This is a genomic window from Bradyrhizobium sp. NP1 (assembly GCF_030378205.1).
In the GTDB taxonomy this organism is placed as follows: Bacteria; Pseudomonadota; Alphaproteobacteria; order Rhizobiales; family Xanthobacteraceae; genus Bradyrhizobium.
This window is the reverse complement of record NZ_CP127385.1, coordinates 1,170,013-1,190,858: the sequence shown is the minus strand read 5'-3', so window position 1 is coordinate 1,190,858 and position 20,846 is coordinate 1,170,013. Positions and strand designations below refer to the sequence as shown.

The following is a 20,846-nucleotide window of genomic DNA, read 5'->3' as shown; positions in this document are numbered from 1 at the left end:
GCGGATCGGAACAAAAATGATAGGCTTCGCGGATGCCGCTTCACGCCAAAGCGGATTCCGGCGCGGCAGTCCGGCGGGTCATCCCAGGTTCGCAAGAGAATCGACGCGAACTTCGGGGCCGGGAAACTAGCATCGAATGAACAGGAGAGCTGCGATGCCCTCTTTGACCGAATGGAGAGTGCCGCCGGCACACCAGCCCCGCGCGGGCGACTACAGCTTCGAGCTCGATCGGGCGCTTGCCTCGATCGTCGGGCTGCACGCCATCATTCCGTCCGACGCCTTCACCGCGGAGACGCTCGGCACCGAGCGCGCCGGCAATGGCGTGGTGATCGACGACGGCCTGATTCTGACCATCGGCTATCTGATCACCGAGGCGGACAGCGTATGGCTGCATCTCGACAGCGGCCGCGCGGTCGAGGGGCACGTGCTCGGATTCGATTCCATCACCGGCTTCGGCCTGGTTCAGGCGCTCGGGCAGCTCGAGGTCGATCCGCTGCCGCTCGGCTCCTCCGCGGCGGTGAAGGTCGGCGACCGCGTGGTGCTCGGCGGCGCCGGCGGGCGTACCCGCTCGGTGGCGAGCCAGATCGTGGCGCGGCAGGAATTCGCCGGCTATTGGGAATATCTGCTGGAGGATGCGCTGTTCACCCATCCGGCGCATCCGAACTGGGGCGGCACCGGCCTGATCTCCGCCGCCGGCGAGCTGATCGGCATCGGCTCGCTGCAGCTCGAGCGCGAGCGCGACAGCAAGGCCGAGCACGTCAACATGATCGTGCCGATCGACCTGTTGAAGCCGGTCCTCGACGACTTGCGCAAGTTCGGGCGCGTCAACAAGCCGGCGCGGCCCTGGCTCGGCATGTATTCGACCGAGATCGACGGCCGCGTGGTGGTGATCGGGCTTTCCGACAACGGACCCGCGGCGCGCGCCGAGCTGAAGGCCGGCGACGTCATCGTCGCGGTCAATGGCGACAAGGTCACGAGCCAGGCCGAGTTCTACCGCAAGATGTGGGCGCTGGGCGCGGCCGGCGTCGACGTGCCGCTGACGATCTATCACGAGGGCGTCACCTTCGACGTGGTGCTGGCCTCCACCGACCGCACCAAGCTGCTCAAGGGACCGCGGCTGCACTGACAAGCGCATGATCCGGAAAAGTGGACACCGGTTTTCCCTCAGCTAACAAGCGCGGAACGCGTTTGCGCGGAGATCATGCCCAAACAAATCACAAAGCCTCGCAACGGCGATCGGGCGCTCTGGAAAAGGGACATGCCATGAGCGAGGCCGTGGTCGACGGCATCGTGGCCGTGCTGCCACCCCTTCTGCAATCGCTGGAGGCGCTCTCCTTCATCGCACGGCACCTGCACCCGCCGGATTTCGACGACCTGATGCAAGCGGCCGGCACGCCGGAGCACGCGCTGACCGCCGCGCGCGACGGGCTTGGCGAATGGCCCGAACAATTCGCCGCCGTGCGCGCGGCGCTCGACGGCGCGAGCGACGCCGTGCTGGCCGGCTTTGCCGGCCTGCGCGCCGTGCAGCAGGGCAATGGCGACCTCGTCGCGGCCTTCCGCGCGCTGCGCTATGCGCCCCGCGCGCAGGAGGCGCTCTATCCGCTGACCGCGAAATTTCCACCCGTCAGCGACTTCTTCCTCGAACCGGACTTGCGCGAGGACGCGGCCTTGCAGAGCCGTCTCGCCCAGCCGGCGCACGACAACACCGGGATTTTCCACGACCACAACGAGCCCGGCAGCCGCGGCGGCTTTTCGCTCTACGTGCCGGAATACTACACGCCCGATCGAGCCTGGCCGCTGGTGATGGCGCTGCATGGCGGCAGCGGCAACGGCCGCGCCTTCCTGTGGAGCTGGCTGCGAGCCGCGCGCAGCCTGGGAGCGATCCTGGTGACGCCGACCGCAACCGGGCCGACCTGGGCGCTGATGGGCGCGGATTCCGACACGCCCAATCTCGCGCGCATCCTTGATTCGGTGCGCAGCCGCTGGACGATCGATTCCGAGCGGCTGCTTTTGACCGGCATGAGCGACGGCGGCACGTTCTGCTATGTCACCGGACTGGAGCATGCTTCGCCCTTCACGCATCTGGCGCCGATTGCCGCCACCTTCCATCCGCTGATGGCGCAGATGGCCGATGCGGAGCGGCTGCGCGGCCTGCCGATCCACATCGTGCATGGCCGGCTCGACTGGATGTTTCCGGTCGAGGTCGCCCGCCACACGCGTGAGGCGCTGTCGGCCGCCGGCGCCAGCGTGACCTATCGCGAGCTCGATGACCTCAGCCACGCCTATCCGCGCGAGATGAATGTGGAAATTCTGCGCTGGCTGAATGGCGGATCGATGGCGCGCGCCTGACCGTTCCGCCCGGAACCATCCTGACGGGCGCGCGTTGTCAGCCGTCACCGGAGAGATCGCCATGCAGATGTTTCTTGGAATGATCCTGGGCGCGTTGCTGCTGGGACTAGGCGTCTACGTCCACGACTCCATGCAGACCTCGAGCGTCGCCAGCGGCGAGGTCGCGCAGACCAACCGCACCATCGTGAACTGGGACGTTGCCGCCGCCGACTGGCGCGCATTGAAGACGCGCGCCCATGAGGACTGGGTGAAGATTTCGTCGCGATAATTTGCCGACCGATCCGGCCTGCCGCTCGCATTCGCGCCATCTGCATTTGGAGCTGAAACATTTTCCAGCCAGAATGATTTACTCCCGGGGCTTCGCAAGATGTGAGGCATTCATGGACCCTCTCTCGGCGAGCGACGTGTTCCTGACGGTCGCGGTCATGAGCGTCACGTTCCTGATCGAGGTCGGGTTTTTCATTCTGACCGGAATGCTTTGAAAGCAGCGCGCGATCCGGGCAGCGATGCGAGGTCTAGGGCTCCACGAGCTTGATGGTTGAGACCGGCCATCTTCCATCATGACCTGCGATGGAAATCCGAAGCCCGTGCAATTCATCCAGCCAAACGTTCTCCACCGTGCCTGCCTTTCCGTCAGTAAGCACGACGGCTTTTCCGATCAATTCAGATTGCGCCGTACCGTACTCATTCAGGATCTTTGACGCACGGCGCTTCACCGATGGCATTGCTCGTCCATGTTTGGCCGAGCCTTCTGTGCTGTCCAAAGCGGCTCAACGGTAACGCTTGTCCCAACGTTCAGCCGCTGGAATGATTGATGGTGACTGCTCTTCCGATTCGCGGAGCCGGTCGATTTGCGCTCTGAGGCTCCCCGGGAGTTCCGGCTCTTCTTTCAGGAGCGCGCGTAGTTTCTCTCCGATCTCTTGAACGATTGCTCGGCTGTGTTTGGAGTCCATGTCAATACGGTTGCGCATAACGAAGCCTCGTTCGGGTAAGAAAGCGCCAGCATTAGCGCCCACCCCTCCCGTCGCTCTCCCGCTTGCGAGCACGGCTGGCAATTCTGAACGGAACCCGAGAACCGCCGCTTTTGACTATCTGCGCGAGCACTTGTTTTTTGAGAAAAGCGGGCGCAGCAATAGGAACCTTTGGCTATCTGCGACATCCGCCATGTAGCTAACGGCGAGCGACGGTCTCGTTCTTCTAAAGTCTTGACCGGAGCTTTCGTTCCCTGACTTCTGCGCCAAGCCGACACATTGAGGAACTTGCCGCGCGCAATATCGGGGCATCGGGCCCCATGTTGCAGGCGCGCGAGCAGGCGTTCCAGCGCCAGAGTTAACACCGCTCTGGAACCATTTCAGAGAGTGTCCGGTTAGTTCGTGGGGCCGATGAGGGACCATCGCCATGAGGATCGAATATCTTGCCGCGATTGCGATCGCTGCCCTTGCCGCTGGTACGGGACTGGCGATCCATTCTGCCGGCTCGTTGCCGCCCGAAAAGCAGTCCACGCCTGCCGCCGCTCAATTGGCGACCCTGTTAGCGGAGTCCGTGGACCCGTTTTTGCGCCGGTCCGATGGCTAACGGCCGGCGCTACTCAAAACGCATTGGCGGCGCTGCCTAAGTCATGGAGGGTATCGCGCCCGTTCGGCAGAGCGAATCGGTTGTCGAATTCATGGGCCAAAGCTCGCGCGCGACAATAGCCCCGTGCGTCGCGCTTCTGGTCTGTGAACGCGAGAATAGTTTCGCTGCGAACTCGCGGCACTAATCAAGAGAACTCGCGGCACCAATCAGGAGAACACCACACTAGTTCATCTTGGCCTTGCGCGCGTCGGCAATGACCTGCTCGAACTGCGCCATGGTGAGCACGCCGGGAACGCGGAACTTGCCGACGATGAAGGAGGGCGTGCCGCGGAAGCCGAACGCGGTGGCCTGCTCGTTGTTGCGCGCCAGGATGGCGTCGATCGCTTTGGCGTTGGCGGCGAGATCGCGCTTGGCGCGGTCGAGGTCGATGTCGGCTCCCTTGAGCAATTCGTCGATGCGCGCCTCGGTCAGCCGCGAATTGCTCGACAGCATCGCGTCATGCGCGCGCTCGTATTTGTCCTGGTACTTGCAGGCGAGCGCCATCCGCGCCGCGACCACCGAGACCGGACCGAGGATCGGCCAGTCCTTCGACACCAGCCGAACCTTGCCGTCGTCCTGCACCACCTGGCGCAGTTCGGGGTCGATCTTGCGGCAATACGGGCATTGGTAGTCGAACCATTCGACGATGGTGATGTTGCCGTCCGGATTGCCCATGACGGGAATATCAGGATCGCGCAGCACCTTTGCTTCGGTCAGCACCTCGTCGTCATCGGCGGTGGCCGCGAAGGCCCGCCGCGACAGGCCGATGGTCGCGCCAAGCCCGATCAGGCCGAGCACGCGGCGGCGGCCGATCGCCGGCCGCTGGTCCGTTGTTGCTTTCATACCCGTTTCCATAAAGACCCTCTCCTGCCTCTACGATCCGGGCAGCGAAATGTTACGCAGCAACATATAGACCGCCACTGCGATGATGACAGCAGCAAAGACGACGTTCAGCGCGCCGCGCCGCTCCGACAGATAGCGCGCCGAGCGGGTGCCGGCGAGGCCGCCACCGATGCCGCCGGCGATGAATAGCGCCGCCAGGCCCCAGGACACCAGCCCCGACCAGGCATAGCTCGCCGCCGTGGTCAGGCCGAAGGCCGTCACCGCCACCAGCGAAGAGGAGACCGCATTCATGATCGGCATGCCGGTCGCCAGCATCAGCGCCGGCACGATCAGGAAGCCGCCGCCGATGCCGAAAAAGCCCGACATGGTGCCGGTGGCAAGCCCCAGGCCGGCCAGCGCGGGCAAATTGGCGAGGCTCATCTTGACGTCGGGCGCGCCGGTCCGCGCGCGCGTCTTCAGCATCAGCAGCGCGATCACCAGCATCACCAGCGCGAACAGCGCGAGCAGCTTCTGGCCCTCGAGCATCTTGCCGAGGATCGAGCCGCAGAAGGCCCCGAGGATGCCGGCCGCCGCGAACACCAGCGCGCAGGACCAGATCACCGTGCCGCCGCGCGCATGGTTGGAGAGATTGAGGGCGGCATTGGCCGCGACCGCGATCGCGCTGGTGCCGATCGCGACATGCGGCTCCGGCACGCCGACGACATAGACCATCAGCGGCACCGCCAGGATGGAGCCGCCGCCGCCGACGAGGCCGAGCGAGAACCCGACCAGCGCGCCGGAAGCCAGTCCCAGGATGTTTTGTGTTGCGGAGAGGATCAAACCGGATTGCTCTATTTTGCAGCGGGACACTAGAAGAATTTTCTCTTCCGCGCCATGCCGGGAGCACAGGGCCGCACTGCAGCGGGGATCAGCGAATCAGCAGCGTGACCGCGAGCGGCACCAAAAGTGACGTCACCAGCGCGTTGAGGCCCATCGCGATGCCGGAAAACACGCCGGCGACCGCGTCGACCTGAAACGCCCGGGCGGTGCCGATGCCGTGGGCGGCGATCCCGACCGCAAAGCCGCGCGCCCTGAAATCGTTGATTCCGGCGCGGTTCATCAGGGGCGTGACGATGATCGCGCCCATGATGCCGGTGAGCACCGTGGAGACCGCGGTCAGCGAGGGATCGGCATGGAGGGATTCGCTGATGCCCATGGCGACGCCGGCGGTGACCGATTTCGGCGCCAGCGACAGGATCACCACGCGCGGCAGGCCCGCGATTTCGGCCAGCGCCACCACGGAGACGATCGCGGCGACCGAACCGACGACGAGCGCCACCAGCATCGGCAGGATCGCGGCCGCCACCACCTTGCGGTTCTCGTAGAGCGGCACGGCCAGCGCGACCGTCGCAGGGCCAAGCAGGAAGTGCACGAACTGCGCGCCGCTGAAATAGGTGGTGTAGGACGTTCCGGTCACAAGCAGGAACGCGCCGATGATCCAGATCGAGTGCAGCACCGGATTGGCGAGCGGATGGCGCCGGGTCGCCAGCGACACCGCATCGGCCACCGCATAGACCGACAGCGTCACCGTGAGCCAGAGCAGCGGCGACTGCGCGAGATAGACCCAGAGCGAGAACGGGTTTTCGTTCACGACGCCCCCTCCCCGCCGCTCATGAACCTGCTCACGAGCAGGAACGTCGCGACGGTGGCGAGCAGGGTGATGACAACCGACAGCGCGAGAATGACGATGATCGCGATGCCGTGCTCGGCGAGCAGATCGAGCTTCTGCACGACGCCGACACCGGCCGGGACGAACATCAGCGACAGGTTCGCGAGCAGCACCCGGCTGGCATTTTCGACGCCACCGTCCCGCAGCGGGCCGCTCGCGAGGAGGGCGAACCGATCGCGCGCCAGCAGCAGCAACAGCAGAAACATCAGCCCGAGCACCGGGCCCGGCATCGGCCAGTTGAGGCCGCGCACGATGACTTCGCCGATCAGCTGGCAAAGCAGGATCAGGCTGAGGCTTGCGATCATGGATCGATCTCCGCGCGAAAGCCGCCCAATCAGGGTACTCCGCACGGCGCTTGTCAATGTCCGCCTCTTCAGGCCGCCGCCGACCCATTTCGCGGCAGCATCGCCATCAGCGTGCCGGTCATGGTCGCGATCAGGCTTTCGCCGCTGCCGCTCACGGCATAGGCACGCGCCTCGCACACCGTCAGCGTTCGCCCCGGCTTCACGACCGCGCCGCGGAAGATGAACCGCTCGCCCTTCGCCGGCGCCAAGAGGTTGGTCTTGAACTCCACGGTGAGGATGTCGGCGCCATCGGGCATCAGGCTGAAGGCCGCGATGCCGCAGGCGGTATCGAGCGCCGCGGTGATGACGCCGGCATGCACGAAGCCGTTCTGCTGGGTGAAGTCCGCCGAATAGGGCATCGTGAGGTCGATCTCGCCGGGCTCCAGGTGGGCGATCGAGATGCCGAACGAACGCATCGCCTGCTGACGTCCGAAGGTCGCGGTCGCAACGGCGCGGTAATCGGGGTTTTTTGGCTCGAACCGAGGCATGATGCTTCAGGCCACCGGTTCGACGGTGGCGAGCGCGGCCATCGCCGCCTCTCGAATCTCGGCCGGGAATGACGCCGCCTTTCGCACGTGACGATCCATGTAGACGGCGGTGAGCTCGCAGGTCGCCGCGACCTCGCCGGTTTCGGCGTTTCGCATTTCGTGCACGAAGCGGACCGTCTTGTCGCGGATCTCGCGCAGGGTGCTGCTGATCTCGACGACGTCGCCGGCGAGCAGTTCGCGCCGGTAGGTGATGTTCTGCTGCAGGCCGGCGAGCCCGCGCCCCTGCGCGCGCAGATAGCCCGGGGTCAGCTTGATGCGGGCGAGGAAATTCCAGCTCGCCTCATCGAACTTGCCGACATACCACATGACGTTCATGTGCCCGATATGGTCGCATTGCCACGGATAGACCGTGCCGCGATAGGTCGCTTCCGACGTCATCGACCGCTCCCTGCTTTTGATCCGTCCCGCTTCTGTTCCGTCTCGCTTCTGTTCCATCGCCTTTGATACGGTAGCGTATCACAGTGCCGGCAGGCTAGCAATACGGTACCGTATCAGCGGGGAAGCGAATCATGAGCGACGGCAGGGGCGACGCCTGGATCGAGGCCGGGTTTGCAGAACTGGCACGGGCGGGCGTCGAGGGCGTGCGGGTCGAGGTGCTCGCCAAGAATCTGGGCGTCACCAAGGGCGGCTTCTACCGGCGCTTCCGCGACCGCGCTGCGCTGCTGCAGGCGATGCTGCAGGCCTGGACTTCGGGGCGGATCGCCGCGATCGAGCAGCAGGCGAGCCTCGAGGGCATCAGCGCCCGCGAGCGACTGAAATCGCTGATCAAGCTCTACTCGGAGCGGATGAATACCGAGGGCATGGCGATCGAGCTTGCGATCCGGCAATGGGCGCGTTCGGACGAGACGGCGGCGCATGCGGTGGCCGTCGTCGACGCGGCGCGGCTGAAGAATGTCGCCCAGCTCTATCGCGCCAGCGGGCTTGCGACAGACGAGGCGGACGCGCAGGCGTTCCTGTTCTACTGCTTCATCTTCGGCCAGAGCCTGCTGTTCCTCGAACGCGGCCAGCGCAGGCGCGCGCAACTGATCGCGCGCTCCGCGGAAAAACTGATCGAGCAGGACTAGAGCATGATCCGGAAAAGTGTGTAGCGGTTTTCCCTCGCGACAAACGCGGAACGCGTTTGCGCGGAGATCATGCTCAATCAAGAACCTAAAGCGCGATGACGATTCAACCTGATCTCATCGCGCATTAGCGATCGAGCAAGGCTGGCAAGGATCACTCGGGAGCGGCCGCACCGCTTGAAAGCGCGCGGCCGCCCCATCAAGCCGGGATCAGGCGCCCTTCAGCCGCTTGTTGCACTCGCTGTAGTAGCCGCCGCCCTTCTCGATCCACTTCAGGCCGCCATTGCCGCCGGTGGCCTTGTTGGCGTTGTACTGGTCGACGCAGGTGTGCATGCGCGCCTTGCCTGCGGACTCCTTGGCGTATTTCGAATCAACCGCGTTCGGGAAGACGGCGGGACCGCTAGGCATGGCGGGAGCTGCGGCCGGCGCGGCCTCCTTCTTGGCCTCCTTCGGCGCCGCCGGCGCGGGCGCGGCGGCGGCGGGAGCTGCGGCAGGCGTTGCGTCCGCGCCGCATTGCGCCTTGCGGAAATCATTCCACTTCTGACCGCTGAGCGTGCCGGCCTTCTTGGCTTCCTGATATTTGGCACTGCATTCCTGCGTGGTCAGGGCGTGCGCCGGCGCCGTGGCCGCAAAGGCGGCAAAGCCCGACAACGCAATGGCGCACAATAATTTTGATTGAACAGACATCTTGCTCTCCCTGGAGGGCGTAGGTGGGGTTCCCATCCTAGCGCGCCGCAAGGCCATGACAACGGAGTGCCGCAATCGGGCTTGCGAAAATATCCTGCGCGCCGAAACGCTTTATTCATCCACGGTTCAGCATCGCAGGCCGACTTTGCGCCTCTTTCAATTGTTCAAGGTGCCTCCATGATGACCATTCTCTCCCGTACGGCCGCCGCCGCCGCTTTTGCCTCCCTCCTGCTGGTCGGCTCGGCCTATGCGCAGTCGACCGCGCCGGCGGCCGCCCCCGCCTCCACCGAAAAGAAGATGGAAAAGCCGCGCTCTGCCGCGTCGCTCGATTGCTCGAAGCAGGCCGACGACAAGGGTCTGAAGGGCAAGGAGCGCAAGAAATTCCGTCGCGAATGCATGAAGGAAGCCAAGTCCGGCGCCGCCGCGGGTGGCGCCGAAAAGGCGAAGTAGTCACCAGCACCGCCGCCCTGCCCCGCCCCCGGGGCAGGATCGAGGGTGGGGATCCCCCGGTGGTCTCCACCCCTTTTTTGTGAGCTTTTGTGTCGGCGCGCGTCGCGGTGTTCTGCATCGGCGGGCGAACGCGCGCAATGCTGCATCGCATAAGAGCATTTGTGCCGGCCTGCCGGATTTGCCATAACGCGCCGTGCCTCAAAGCCCCGTATCGATGGCGCCAGCCCTTCCAAGCCCGGCCAGGATCTTCAGCGCACTCGAAACGGTGGTCATCGGCGCCGCCGGCGGCCTGCTGTTTCTTTGGGCAGATCTTCCCGGCGGACTGATCTCCGGCGCCATGGTCGCGGTCGGCATCGCCGCGCTTGCGGGGCGACCGCTCGCGGTGCCGCCGGTGATGACGCAATCCGTGCTGGTGCTGCTCGGCATTTCTCTGGGGTCGCTAGCCTCGCGGCAGCTGATCCAGCATGTCAGCGCCTATCCCGTCACCATCGGCCTGCTAGCGCTCGCGACGTTCTGCTCGACCTTCGGTTCGAGCTTCTATCTGCAGCGCTTCCATCAGTGGGACCGCACCTCGGCCTTCCTTGCGGCGAGTCCCGGCGCGCTGTCGCAGATCACCATCCTCGCCGCCGAGCGTGGCGCCGACGTGCCGGCGATCGCCGTGGTGCAGACCATCCGCGTCATCATCCTGACCGCCGCGCTGCCGCTGATGCTCGCGGTCATGGGCCTCGCCACACCGTCGGCGCCGGCGCTTGTCACCACGACCGCCTCGCCGCTCGAGCTCGCCGCGCTGATCGTGGCATCACTCGCCGTGTCGCTGCTGCTGCGGCTGGTCAAGTTTCCGGCGAGCTGGATGTTCGGCGCGATGATCGCCTCCAGCGTGCTGCACGGCACGGGTTACGTCGAAGGCGGCCTACCGAACTGGATGCGCGGCGCAGCCCTGGTCGGCATCGGCGCGCTGATCGGCACCCGCTTTGCCCGGATGCGGGCCAGCACGCTGCTCGGCCACGTCACCGCCGGGCTCGGCTCCTTCGCCATCGCCATCATGATCTCGGCGATCTTCGTCGCGATGATCTACCTCACCACCCATGTGCGGCTTGCCGACATCATCGTCGCCTTCGCGCCCGGCGCAATGGACGCCATGCTGGCGCTGGCGCTGACGTTGCACATCGACCCTATCTTCGTCGGCGCGCACCACCTTGCGCGCTTCGTGTTCGTCACGATCGCGACCCCTGGCATCGTCCACCTGTTCGGACGGCCGCAGGATGACGTCGACGATTAGGCTGGACGATCAGGCGCGGCCGATCATGACGGATTTCCATGCGCCCTGGTTGCATCATAAGGCACGAACAGATGAACGATGGCGACGCCTATGTGCCTTGTCGTCGGGAATCCGCCCGATACTTCCGCGAGTGCGATGAACAACAAGCAGTAAAACCGGGCGCGATATCGCGGCTCGAGCGCGAGAAGGCGTCCCGCGACGACCTGCCTGACGACTTCGCGATTGACCGCGATGCTCGTCGCTATGCCGATGATCGCGCCGACCAGCACGTCGCTCGGAAAATGTATTCCAAGGAAGACGCGCGATGCGGCTATGTAGGTTGCAAACGCAGCAAAGAGCAGACCGGCCCACCGGGATATGAGCCAGAACCCGGCAGCGATTGCAAAAAGATAGGTGGCGTTATCGCTCGGGAAGCTGCTCCAGTTCTCCTGGTCTGCATGCCACTCGAAGCTCGGCGCATGGGCTCCCACGCTGTACATGGGCCGATAGCGAAATGGCATCATGGTGGACAGGGCGCGATTGAGGATCAGCGACAACGCGACGGCCAACAGCATGATGATGATGGTCTGACGCCGATGGGTCGCCTCCTTGTCGGGCGAAAACCACAGTGCCCCGATGATTCCCATGAAAAGGGCGCCGCCGATCGATGAACCGTGCACCGCGAGTCGGTCAAGGACGGCGTTCCAGCCACAAAAATCGTTCAGTGCGCGATAGATCGATAGATCCAGTCCCAGCAGATAGTCCTTCATGGGCAGCGCTTCAAAATTCTCAGAGAGGTGCCGGGGTCGCCCGTGCAATTTCGAAAGGGCTATCGGGCCTCCTGGGCGGCTTGAGCCGATGGCGACGGACCTGTACGCAGGCGGACTTAGATCAGCGCTTCGAACCGTGGCAAAAAAATGCCCGGCCAGGGATTCGGGCGAGCGAAGCTGCGCGTTCCCTGGAGATCGTGCTTCAGGCTTTCGCGGTGCGCACGAAGCCGAGCGCCGCGATCGCGGCCATCAGCAGCGAGACCAGCACGTTGTAGCCGGCGAGCGACAGCCCGAGGAAGCGCCACTGCACCTCGTCGCAGCGCACCACCTTGACCGTGTCGAGGCGCGAGAGCAGATCGCCGGCGCTGCCGAGATTGCCGACCGGGCCCGAGCAGTCGGTCGGCCCCTGCCAGAACTTCCACTCGACGCCGGCGTGATAGGTGCCGAGCGCGGCATTGGCGAGCGCCGCCAGCACCAGGATGGCGAGGCCTGCCAGCAGCACCGGCCGCGGCGCGCCGCGGGCCGCCGCAAACGCCAGGATGGCGGCGAAAGGCACCGCGAAATAATAGGCATAGCGCTGCTCGAGGCAGAGCGGACAGGGCACAAGCTCGATCACGAGCTGGAAGAACCAGGCACCGGCGAGCGCCGCCGCCGCGATCGCCATGACCGCGAGCGCGGCGCTCTGCGCAGGCGCCGCGGCGAGGTGGCCCGAAGCGGGGTTTGCGGTCGCATCCAGCGTCACAGGCTCTCTCCGGTCAGACAGCGGGTTATACGCCTCCTATCCCCCTGTGGGCGGCCTGTCGAGGCGAGGTCCGATCAAATGCCCGCGGGTTGACCCGGAAGCGCCGCCGGCTATATTCCGCCGGCTTCGCGGGTGCCTTCGGGCGGCCTCCGGAGGCCCCTGTGGCGGAACTGGTAGACGCGCTCGACTCAAAATCGAGTTCCGCAAGGAGTGCTGGTTCGATTCCGGCCAGGGGCACCAACTAGGCTGTTCAAGCCCGTTCCAAAGCGTCCGCAACCGTCCGCGCCGTGCTCGGAAACCCTTGAAAAATAGGCCCTTCCGCGTACATCGGTGTTCGTCACCGTTTGTTCTCATCCGATCCCAGCCGTCCGATTTGTTGGTATTTTTGTTGGTATCGGGAGAACAAACGTTCACGGCGACTTTCGCTATTCCGAACGAAGGGAATTGAGCAGATGGCCCGCAAGAACGATGGCGCGTGTACCAACCCCAAGCAGATTAAGACCGACGTCGACTGCCGCGCCGCCCGACCGAAATTCGACAAGGGCGCGTGGAGCCCCGCCAAGATTTCCGACGTGACCGGCGGCGGTCTCTACCTCTTCGTCACGCCGGACGAGAGCCGGCCCGGCAACGCGGCCTCCAAGCTCTGGCGGATGGGCTACCGCTTCCACCGGCGTCAGAAAACCTACTCCATCGGCCCTTACGGCAACGGCAAGGATGGCACGTTCTCGCTCGCCGACGCGCGGCGCGAGCGCGACAAGGCCAAGGACCTGCTCAAGGAAGGCAAAGACCCGAGCACCGAGAAGCAGCTCGACAAGCACAGGCAGGCGGCCGCCCGGCCTTTCGAGCAATGGGCCGACGAGTGGCTCGCAAAGAAGAAGGTGGAGAAAGTTAAACGCGGCAGGATCGTCGCGGTGCGCGACCCCAAGACCATCGAAGTACTTGAGTTGCGCGTCGGCTACGTCAAGGATCGCTTCGGCAAGCTGTGCAGGCAGGACATCAAGCGTCCGGATGTGCTCGCTTTCCTGCGTTCATACGAAGCCAAGGGAAAGCTGGAAACCCGCGACCGCGTGCGCAGCATCGGTGAGCAAATCTGCGACTATGCCGATGTCGAAGGCGACGGCTACAATCCCTTCCGCAATCTGAATGGGCAGATGATTGCCAACATTTCGACGCCGCGTCCTGGCGTCACCGAACCACGCGACGTGACGCGCGTGTTCAAACTCATCAGCGTACCCTGGACGAGAGCGAGGTTTAGTGACGTTGTTGGCCTTGCCTTGCGCTTCGATGCGCTGACCATTCCCCGCCCCGGCATGGTCAATGAAATGGGGTGGAGCGAGGTCGATTGGGACGCCGAACGCTGGACTATTCCAGCCGCCAAGATGAAGACCGGTTGGGACCATGTCGTGCCTTTGTCACGGCAGGCACTCGCAATCCTCCGCAGCGTTCAGAAACTGACCGGCCATCGCCGGTACGCGTTTTCCTGCTCGAAGGACGCCCCGCTATCGAACAACACGCTCAACAAGCGCTTGCGGCTGCTTGGCATTGACACCAAGACTGATCATTGCGCCCACGGATTCCGGACCACCTTCTCGACCCTGTCTCACCACGAAGAGATCAAGGACGCCAAGGCATGGGATGGCGATGTCGTCGAGCTGCAGCTCGCGCATCTCGATAATTCGACAGTGGAAGGGCTCCACAAGAAGCACGGACCGCTCGCGCTGATCGGCTCGCGCACGAAGCTGATGCAGCATTGGGCTGATCGGATCGACCACTGGCTCGATCCCGAGAAGGTGATGCCGATCAAGCGCGGTACGCAGGCCTGAGCATCCGCTTGCAGCCTACAGCGCTACGCCGGGATGGTGACCGGGTGTGAGGCCGCGCCTGCGCGCAGCCTTGCTTGCTGGTGGCTCCTTTGGCAACGTGGGGGAAGGCGCCGCGGCACTGACCGTCGGTATAGTGTCAGCTCCGCTTATGCGCTTTGGTGTCCGCCCGAAGCTTTTGCGTCGACCCTCAGAAACCTTAAGCCTTAGCTGCGGCATTTGGCTTAGCCTGCTCGATGAAGTCCTTTTTGGTGTAGCCCTTGGCGATGCACCAAGTGCTGAAGTCCTTGAACTTCTGGTGCGCCTCTTCATACGTGCCGACGAATTTCTGAATCGCGCGTATGAGCGTCACCACGACTTCTTGCTCGGTGATTTCCGCAGCGTTCGGGCCTGAAGGGTGCTTGAGCCAATTGATGACGGCGTTTGTCTCATCCGCGCTGAACTTCGCGCGGATAAGCCTGAACAGGTGCGTCGTCGTTTTTTCCTTGCACTGGCCCTCGCCTGCAGCCGCAAGCGTGATGGCGCACTCGTAATTCTTCTTCTCGAAATGCTCGAGCGCCGCTAGGATCTGGCGCAGTGCCGAGATCTTCTTGGTCGTATTGATCATGCCTTCCTTTCCTGCGATCTTCACGACGTCTTGGTCCTGTTCTTTGGGGGTTTCGGCGGTTTGCGCAGGTCGTTGATCGTGTCGCGGATGAGCCGCAGCACTTCCCGCGTCAATTCGGGCAACCGCAAAGCTACAACCAAAGGGACTGCCGCACCCAGCACCCGAGATAGTGTTTTTCCGTGGGACGGGTTATGTACGCGGCCCTCACTCACCGACTCGGCTGGAGCCACGTGCCATGGCGGCGCGTAAACACCATTATGTGCCTCAGTGCTATCTAAAGCTCTTCTCGGTATCTCACAAGAAGATCCCGCAGCTCACCGTGTTCGACCGTGAGCGCAAGAAGGTCTACAAGGCCGGCATCGATAATGTTGCCGCGCAGCGTGACTTCAATGCCATCGACGTGGAGGGCATGGACGCCGACGCCTTCGAAAAGTCCATGTCTGGCTTCGAGACCCAGCTTGCCGACGCGCTCCAACGCATCGTGGCCGCCCGCTCGTTCGCCAACGAAGAGGACCGCGCATTTCTGCTCAACCTTGTTGGCCTGACCGCGATGCGTAATCCCCGCCTCCGGGAGACCATACGCTCCGGCCACGAACAGGTCGCACGGCTCATCATGGATCAGGTGCTGTCCTCGAAGGAGATGTACGAGAGCCAGGTCAAGAAAGTGAGAGAGGCTGGCGGACTGCCGGAGAGCAACAAGACCTCTTATGAGGAGATGAAGCGGTTTGTCGAAGGCGGGCAGTACGAGCTGACGCTCGACAACACCTTCCAGGTCGGCCAGGAGATGCGGGTCTTCGACAAGATCCTGCCGCTGATATTCCAGCGCGGGTGGATCCTGCTTCGCGCGCCCGAAAACTCCAGCGGCTTCATCACCTCCGACCACCCATTCTGCCTCTTTTGGACCGACCCAAAGCGGCGCGGCGGCTTCTACCCTCCTGGACTGGGGCTTCGGGGAACAGAGATACGGTTCACCATCTCGCCACGGCTAGCGCTGGTGGGAGCGTTCGAATTGAAGAACGGCGAGGTCGATGTATCGGAGGAAGGCGTTGCCGGAATCAACGGCGGCGTGATCGCGCTGGCGGAGGCACAGGTGTATGCGCGCGACCAGAACTTCCATTACGCCATGCAGCCCGACGAGCCATTGCAGAAGGCCTCAAGGCTCATCACCGACAAGCGCTTCTTGCTGCACCGTGCGGAAGAGGAGTGAGTGTGGGCGGCATCGCCGCGCACGCGCAGGGCAAGGCGCATCAGTTCACGCCCGAGGAAGCACGCGCCGCCGATCGCAAAGGAGGCCTCGCCCGCAAGAAGGTATCAGATGGCGTGCCGAGCTGGGAAGGTCGCTATCGCGTCAGTGATACCGGCTGGTCATGAACGTCGAGCGCGGCATCTGCGTTGATATGAAAAAGCGACAACTCTGCCGTACACTGCCTGACGTCATCAGCAGCGGTACCGCCGCGACGGCTCCCCTGTGTCTTCGCGTCGGACCAACCAGTATACGCAATCGTACAAAATCGTAAACTAGCGCAGATTATCGGCATGGCGCGCCACTCAGAAACTGCGAACCCCTATGTGATTGAGATTTCTATCTAAATCTCGGAACGGCCGAGGGGCCCGCAGACGGTGTGCTGTAAACGGCGTATTACGCCGATTCAGAAATTGAGTTCGGCGGATCGCTTTGCAATCGCATCCATTAGAAGCTCGCGCTTAACCAGCCCGGTGCAGCTCGGAAGGTAGCAGTGGGGCGTTGGTGCCTAGGGAGGGAATCATACGCAATCACCGACACGACGAACCGCTGTTTGTCCTTAGTATGGTGGCGTGAGTGCTTGGCACGATTGCGGGGGTTTGAGAGCCCTGTTTTGTTCTTGGCTGGCAGCGTAGCTAGCACGCTGGGAAGCATCCTTATGGCCAGCCGGAAGCCGCGGCCTGTTCGAACCCTGGCAGGTTCAAATCCTGGAGGCGCAACCACCGATACCGACACGCGCTGATGGTGGCCATTTGACCGGTTCGCCCTCAGTCACGAGGCCCGGTTGCTGCGGCTGTTAGAATTCTAGATGGACAACCACATCATGAGGCTGTCAGCCAACCTGTTCGGCTGCAGCAAGCATCGCCTGGTATCCTTCCACGACGTCTATTGGAATCTCAACCTGCTCGGCGATGCGATCGGAATCCTTGAAACCTGACCCTGTGACAACACACACGACGCGTTCGCCTGGATCAACTTGGCCGCCTGCCACGAGTCGACGCAGGCCGGCAATTGGGACAGCGCCACTTGGCTCTATGAACAATCCTTCGAGGGCGAGAAGTTTCATCGCTTCGAAAATCTCGGGGTCCTCCACGCCGACCATTGCACCCCCTGAGTTATAGATTGCGTCAAGCGCCCTCGCTCCCAGCATCCCGGGATCGGCTCCAGCGAGTGCTCCCGCAACTGTCGGGTTTTTCTCAATCGGTGCCACCGTGGAATCGCGGGCGAGCCAGGACCGCACTATCGGATCACAAGCCGCAGCCTGCACACCGCTCATCTTCGGGAGGCGGTCGATCCACCCCAGCCGATGCAGTTCGCGGAACCCCTTCCATGCCTTCGCAATCGACATGCCTCCATTCGCCGGATGGATAACGCGGTCAGGCAACTGCCAGCTCAAATCTCGCGCAATCTCGTAGGCATAGGTCTTCTTGCCCTCGTACCGATAGGGATTGTCGGTACCGCAATCGTACCACTTGAGCCGTCCGCTATGGATCAGCCGTCGATACATCGCGTTGATCTGGGCATAATGACCGCGCACACGAATGACCTTTGCGCCGAAGAACAGCGACTGCATCACCTTCGGAACGGGCGTATCCTCGGGGCAGAACACCACGCTAGCTAAGCCCGCGCGGGCGGCGTAGGCCGCCACTGACGAAGCCTTGTTACCGGTCGAATCGCAGGACAGCACGTGATAGCCGAACTCGACGGCCTTGGTCGCGGAAACCGTGATCGAACGATCCTTCAGCGAACCGGTGGGATTGGCTGCGTCCGACTTGACCCAAAGCTCACGAACCCCGACCAGTCGCGCGAGCCGGTCGCACCGCAACATCGGTGTACCGCCCTCTCCGAGCGAGACTATCGCGTCCGCATCGACGATCGGCAGGAAATCTTGCCAGGCCCAAACACCGCCTGATCGTCGCCTCAACGCGTCGCGATCGAGCTCCCGCTTCATTGCGTCGAGGTTATAGGTTGCCTCGAGCAAGTTGCTGCACTTGGGGCAGAGTAGCAAATCCTCCTTTGGGCCGTAGGTCGCGTCACACGACGTACAGGCAAAACCGGTGAAATACATGCGGGATCCTCACGAGAGCCGGGACATAGCCCGGCGGCCAAACAGCAGAAGCGGGGTCAAAAGAAGCAGGGTTGCCAAGATGACCATGACCGAGATCGCCGGCAGGATGGGCGTGATCTCGTATTGAATGGCATCCCAGACCTTGATCGGCAAAGTCTTGCTGCGGATGCCGCTGATGAAGAGCGTTACTACGACCTCGTCGAACGAAACGTTGAAGGCGAACAGAGCGGCGCCCAATACTGCCATGCGGATCTGCGGAAGGATGATGCGAAAAAACGTAACCAATGGCCCGCCGCCCAGGCTCAACGATGCCTCCGTCAACGACGGGTCGAGTCCGCGCAGCGCGCTGCCAACGAAAATCACCACGAACGGCATCGCCAGCACGCTGTGCGCCAGGATGAGACCCGCGACACTGCCGACTAGACCTATTTCAAGATAGATTCTGTAGGCGGCGACCGCGAAGACTATGGTCGGCACGACGCGCGGCAGGATCAGCAGGGCCTCGGCCACCTGCCGCGCTCGCGCCGGCAGCCGTGCCACGCCAAGAGCCGCCGAAACGCCACCCAGCGTTGCCACGACAGTCGCCCCGGCCGCAACCTGGAAGGACCGCGCTAACGCCTCCATCCAGTCGGGGCTGGCAAAGAAACGCCTATATTGCTCAAGCCCGGGATCGTTTGGCACCAGCGACATCAGCCCCGATGAATCAAACGACATCGGGATCACGGCGAACATTGGGGCGACCAAAAACAGCAGCACCGCGCCGCCCACGATGCCAAGTGCGATACGGCCGGTCACAGGAAACCCGCGCGTGGGAGGCGTCCCTCAACGAGCCGCGCGTAGACAAAATAAAGGACAAGCGTACCCCACAAGAGCACGTTGGCGAGCGCAAAGGCGAACGGCCAATTGAGCACTTCCCTCACGTTGAAATCGACCAGGTTCGAAATCATCATCTGCTTCGGACCGCCGACCAGCGCCGGCGTGATGAAAAATCCGAGCGAGACGATGAACACGAGCAATCCTCCCGCGGCTACGCCGGACAGGCTGAGCGGCAGCGTTACACGAACGAAAGTACGGAGCGCATTGCCACCCAGGCTCGCGGACGCGTCATACAGAGATGACGGTATGGCAAGCAGGGTGCTCAGAATCGGCAGGATTGTGTAAGGCAGCAGCATGTTGGTCATGACCAGGACCACTCCGAATTTGTTGTACATCAGGGGTAGCGGTTCGCTGATCAAACCCCATTCCAGCAGCAAACGATTCACCAGTCCGGAGCGCTGCAGCAGCGCGATCCAGATGTAGTTCCGGACCAACGTGCTGAGGAAGAAGGGAACGATCACGCAAAGCATCAGAACGTTCCGCAAGGACTCGTTCTGCCGCGCCAGGAAAAGTGCCGCCGGATATCCGAGTGCGATGCAGGCCACCGTCGTCAATACGGCAATCTGCAGTGTCTGCCAGAAGACATTCAAATAGACGGATGAGGAGCCCATCCGCGCGTAGTTGCTGAACGTGAGGTGCGGCGTAAAGAGGCTCCCCCATACAACGTTGGCAAGCGGGACAAGGAAAAGAGCCAGCAGGAGCAATGCTGGCAGCCCAAGGAGCACGCACGTACCCAAATGGTGGCGTGAGAGGGAAGTCATTGAGCAACTGTCAGGCAGTGCTCCGACCTCCATCCGACTGGTACCTCCTCGCCCACCCGCCACGATATTGCGACACCGGCCAGCGCCTTGGCTGTCAGCTCCTCGCCCGATTCCGTCACCACGCGGTATTTGACGAGATCTCCGATATAGAGGGCATCGCGGATCTTCGCATGGCAGATGTTCGGGAGCCGTTCCGCCTCACGACCGATGACGATGTGCTCGGGCCGAATCACCACGCACGCAGGTCCCTCAACAGTCGTGGCGCCGCCAACCTCGCTTGCCAATCCCTTTGCCGATATGAAGCGAACCTGGCCATCGGCGCCGGTTTGGCAGGAGCCCGAGAGCAGATTCGACTCCCCGAGGAAATCCGCGACAAAGCGGTTTGCGGGGCGTTGATAAACCTCCAGCGGCGGTCCGAGCTGCTGCAATCGACCACCGTCCAGCACTGCAACCAGATCGGACATGACGAGTGCCTCGACCTGATCGTGCGTAACGGAGATCGTCGTGATCCCCAGCTTTTGCTGCAGCTGACGGATCTCGACCTGCATGAGTTCGCGCAGCCGCTTGTCGAGCGCACCCAGCGGCTCATCCATGAGAAGAAGTCGCGGCTGGAAGACCAATGCTCGCGCGAGTGCGACGCGCTGCTGCTGACCGCCGGAAAGCTGTTTGGGTCGACGCGCTTCGAATCCGCCGAGACGCACCGTCTCGAGTGCAGCTTCGACCCGCTGCTTTATCTGCGCACGGCCGATCCGGCGCATCTCCAGGGGATAGGCAACATTCTCAAATACGCTCAGGTGCGGAAACAGTGCGTACTGTTGGAAGACGACCCCTATGTTGCGACGGTGCGCGGATAGATCGACGATGCTGTCGCCATCCACCCTCACATCACCGGACGTGGGTGTTTCAAACCCGGCGACCATGCGCATGGTCGTCGTCTTACCCGAGCCGCTAGGACCGAGCAGTGTCAGAAGTCCCCCTGCGGGCAGGGAAAAGGAAACATCATCGACGACCCGACCCCGGCCGAAGGTCTTGATCAGGTTGCTGACCTCAAGCGAAGCGCCGTCCATCGCCTTCCCGCTCCGCGCCCATGACGCATG

General features: G+C 63.1%; 25 protein-coding genes and 1 tRNA gene. 11 read left to right on the top strand and 15 right to left on the bottom strand.

The genetic code is table 11. The annotated features are described in order from the left end of the window. The first annotated feature begins 154 nt into the window (after positions 1-154). The 3 genes from QOU61_RS05615 to QOU61_RS05605 all read left to right on the top strand — a co-directional run bounded on the left by QOU61_RS05615 (position 155) and on the right by QOU61_RS05605 (position 2,617). A complete protein-coding gene (locus QOU61_RS05615; protein WP_289657131.1) occupies positions 155-1,126 on the top strand; it encodes a S1C family serine protease in 972 nt (323 codons plus the stop codon). A gap of 137 nt (positions 1,127-1,263) precedes the next feature. Continuing rightward, positions 1,264-2,349 carry a carboxylesterase family protein gene (locus tag QOU61_RS05610; protein ID WP_289657130.1) on the top strand — a complete coding sequence of 362 codons (1,086 nt, stop codon included), beginning with the start codon at positions 1,264-1,266 and terminating at the stop codon, positions 2,347-2,349. Between the two features lie 61 nt (positions 2,350-2,410). Further along, positions 2,411-2,617, top strand: a complete 207-nt coding sequence (locus QOU61_RS05605; RefSeq protein ID WP_289657129.1) for a hypothetical protein — start codon at positions 2,411-2,413, stop codon at positions 2,615-2,617. A 247-nt stretch (positions 2,618-2,864) separates the two neighbouring features. Here the strand turns inward: QOU61_RS05605 and QOU61_RS05600 are convergent, their stop codons facing one another. Beyond that, positions 2,865-3,074 (bottom strand): PRC-barrel domain-containing protein, encoded by a 210-nt coding sequence (locus QOU61_RS05600; RefSeq protein WP_289657128.1) that lies wholly within the window; start codon positions 3,072-3,074, stop codon positions 2,865-2,867. Positions 3,075-3,747: 673 nt separating this feature from the next. Between QOU61_RS05600 and QOU61_RS05595 the strand changes: the two genes are divergently transcribed. Further along, positions 3,748-3,924, top strand: coding sequence for a hypothetical protein (locus QOU61_RS05595; RefSeq protein ID WP_289657127.1), 177 nt, complete (start codon positions 3,748-3,750; stop codon positions 3,922-3,924). A 222-nt stretch (positions 3,925-4,146) separates the two neighbouring features. Here the strand turns inward: QOU61_RS05595 and QOU61_RS05590 are convergent, their stop codons facing one another. The 6 genes from QOU61_RS05590 to QOU61_RS05565 all read right to left on the bottom strand — a co-directional run bounded on the left by QOU61_RS05590 (position 4,147) and on the right by QOU61_RS05565 (position 7,784). Continuing rightward, positions 4,147-4,806 (bottom strand): DsbA family protein, encoded by a 660-nt coding sequence (locus QOU61_RS05590; RefSeq protein ID WP_289657126.1) that lies wholly within the window; start codon positions 4,804-4,806, stop codon positions 4,147-4,149. Between the two features lie 30 nt (positions 4,807-4,836). Continuing rightward, a complete protein-coding gene (locus QOU61_RS05585; RefSeq protein ID WP_289662293.1) occupies positions 4,837-5,622 on the bottom strand; it encodes a sulfite exporter TauE/SafE family protein in 786 nt (261 codons plus the stop codon). A gap of 91 nt (positions 5,623-5,713) precedes the next feature. Next, positions 5,714-6,436 carry an LrgB family protein gene (locus QOU61_RS05580; RefSeq protein ID WP_289657125.1) on the bottom strand — a complete coding sequence of 241 codons (723 nt, stop codon included), beginning with the start codon at positions 6,434-6,436 and terminating at the stop codon, positions 5,714-5,716. Further along, complete coding sequence (locus tag QOU61_RS05575; RefSeq protein WP_289657124.1) at positions 6,433-6,819, bottom strand: CidA/LrgA family protein; 387 nt, start codon at positions 6,817-6,819, stop codon at positions 6,433-6,435. The genes QOU61_RS05580 and QOU61_RS05575 overlap by 4 nt, the downstream gene beginning before the upstream one ends. A 68-nt stretch (positions 6,820-6,887) precedes the next feature. Next, a complete protein-coding gene (locus QOU61_RS05570; RefSeq protein WP_289657123.1) occupies positions 6,888-7,346 on the bottom strand; it encodes a PaaI family thioesterase in 459 nt (152 codons plus the stop codon). A gap of 6 nt (positions 7,347-7,352) precedes the next feature. Beyond that, positions 7,353-7,784, bottom strand: coding sequence for an acyl-CoA thioesterase (locus QOU61_RS05565; RefSeq protein ID WP_289657122.1), 432 nt, complete (start codon positions 7,782-7,784; stop codon positions 7,353-7,355). A gap of 131 nt (positions 7,785-7,915) precedes the next feature. Here QOU61_RS05565 and QOU61_RS05560 point away from each other — a divergent pair, with 131 nt between their 5' ends. Next, positions 7,916-8,470, top strand: a complete 555-nt coding sequence (locus QOU61_RS05560) for a TetR/AcrR family transcriptional regulator (protein WP_289657121.1) — start codon at positions 7,916-7,918, stop codon at positions 8,468-8,470. A gap of 207 nt (positions 8,471-8,677) precedes the next feature. Here the strand turns inward: QOU61_RS05560 and QOU61_RS05555 are convergent, their stop codons facing one another. Then, on the bottom strand, positions 8,678-9,154 hold the full coding sequence (locus QOU61_RS05555) for a hypothetical protein (protein ID WP_289657120.1): 477 nt from the start codon (positions 9,152-9,154) through the stop codon (positions 8,678-8,680). Positions 9,155-9,334: 180 nt separating this feature from the next. Between QOU61_RS05555 and QOU61_RS05550 the strand changes: the two genes are divergently transcribed. After that, positions 9,335-9,604 carry a PsiF family protein gene (locus QOU61_RS05550; RefSeq protein ID WP_289657119.1) on the top strand — a complete coding sequence of 90 codons (270 nt, stop codon included), beginning with the start codon at positions 9,335-9,337 and terminating at the stop codon, positions 9,602-9,604. Positions 9,605-9,818: 214 nt separating this feature from the next. Further along, on the top strand, positions 9,819-10,883 hold the full coding sequence (locus QOU61_RS05545) for an AbrB family transcriptional regulator (RefSeq protein ID WP_289657118.1): 1,065 nt from the start codon (positions 9,819-9,821) through the stop codon (positions 10,881-10,883). Positions 10,884-10,906: 23 nt separating this feature from the next. On the opposite strand, the gene QOU61_RS05540 is transcribed toward QOU61_RS05545, so the two are convergent. Then, on the bottom strand, positions 10,907-11,632 hold the full coding sequence (locus tag QOU61_RS05540; protein ID WP_289657117.1) for a phosphatase PAP2 family protein: 726 nt from the start codon (positions 11,630-11,632) through the stop codon (positions 10,907-10,909). Between the two features lie 202 nt (positions 11,633-11,834). After that, positions 11,835-12,296, bottom strand: coding sequence for a disulfide bond formation protein B (locus QOU61_RS05535; protein WP_289662291.1), 462 nt, complete (start codon positions 12,294-12,296; stop codon positions 11,835-11,837). Between the two features lie 233 nt (positions 12,297-12,529). On the opposite strand from QOU61_RS05535, the gene QOU61_RS05530 reads away from it, so the two are divergent. Continuing rightward, positions 12,530-12,614 (top strand) — tRNA-Leu (locus tag QOU61_RS05530). A 212-nt stretch (positions 12,615-12,826) separates the two neighbouring features. Then, positions 12,827-14,197 (top strand): tyrosine-type recombinase/integrase, encoded by a 1,371-nt coding sequence (locus QOU61_RS05525; protein ID WP_289657116.1) that lies wholly within the window; start codon positions 12,827-12,829, stop codon positions 14,195-14,197. Positions 14,198-14,393: 196 nt separating this feature from the next. Here QOU61_RS05525 and QOU61_RS05520 read toward each other — a convergent pair whose 3' ends face one another. Next, positions 14,394-14,801 carry a hypothetical protein gene (locus QOU61_RS05520; RefSeq protein WP_289657115.1) on the bottom strand — a complete coding sequence of 136 codons (408 nt, stop codon included), beginning with the start codon at positions 14,799-14,801 and terminating at the stop codon, positions 14,394-14,396. Between the two features lie 235 nt (positions 14,802-15,036). Between QOU61_RS05520 and QOU61_RS05515 the strand changes: the two genes are divergently transcribed. Further along, complete coding sequence (locus QOU61_RS05515; RefSeq protein ID WP_289657114.1) at positions 15,037-16,008, top strand: DUF4238 domain-containing protein; 972 nt, start codon at positions 15,037-15,039, stop codon at positions 16,006-16,008. 2 nt (positions 16,009-16,010) lie between these two features. After that, complete coding sequence (locus tag QOU61_RS05510) at positions 16,011-16,172, top strand: hypothetical protein (RefSeq protein ID WP_289657113.1); 162 nt, start codon at positions 16,011-16,013, stop codon at positions 16,170-16,172. A 704-nt stretch (positions 16,173-16,876) separates the two neighbouring features. On the opposite strand, the gene QOU61_RS05505 is transcribed toward QOU61_RS05510, so the two are convergent. From QOU61_RS05505 to QOU61_RS05490, 4 genes are read right to left on the bottom strand one after another with little or no spacing between them, the layout of a single operon-like run. Then, positions 16,877-18,112, bottom strand: a complete 1,236-nt coding sequence (locus tag QOU61_RS05505) for a threonine synthase (RefSeq protein ID WP_289657112.1) — start codon at positions 18,110-18,112, stop codon at positions 16,877-16,879. Positions 18,113-18,121: 9 nt separating this feature from the next. Then, complete coding sequence (locus QOU61_RS05500; protein WP_289657111.1) at positions 18,122-18,907, bottom strand: ABC transporter permease; 786 nt, start codon at positions 18,905-18,907, stop codon at positions 18,122-18,124. Then, on the bottom strand, positions 18,904-19,713 hold the full coding sequence (locus QOU61_RS05495) for an ABC transporter permease (protein WP_289657110.1): 810 nt from the start codon (positions 19,711-19,713) through the stop codon (positions 18,904-18,906). Before QOU61_RS05495 ends, QOU61_RS05500 begins: the two co-directional genes overlap by 4 nt. A 32-nt stretch (positions 19,714-19,745) precedes the next feature. After that, a complete protein-coding gene (locus tag QOU61_RS05490; RefSeq protein WP_289657109.1) occupies positions 19,746-20,816 on the bottom strand; it encodes an ABC transporter ATP-binding protein in 1,071 nt (356 codons plus the stop codon). Positions 20,817-20,846 lie beyond the last annotated feature (30 nt).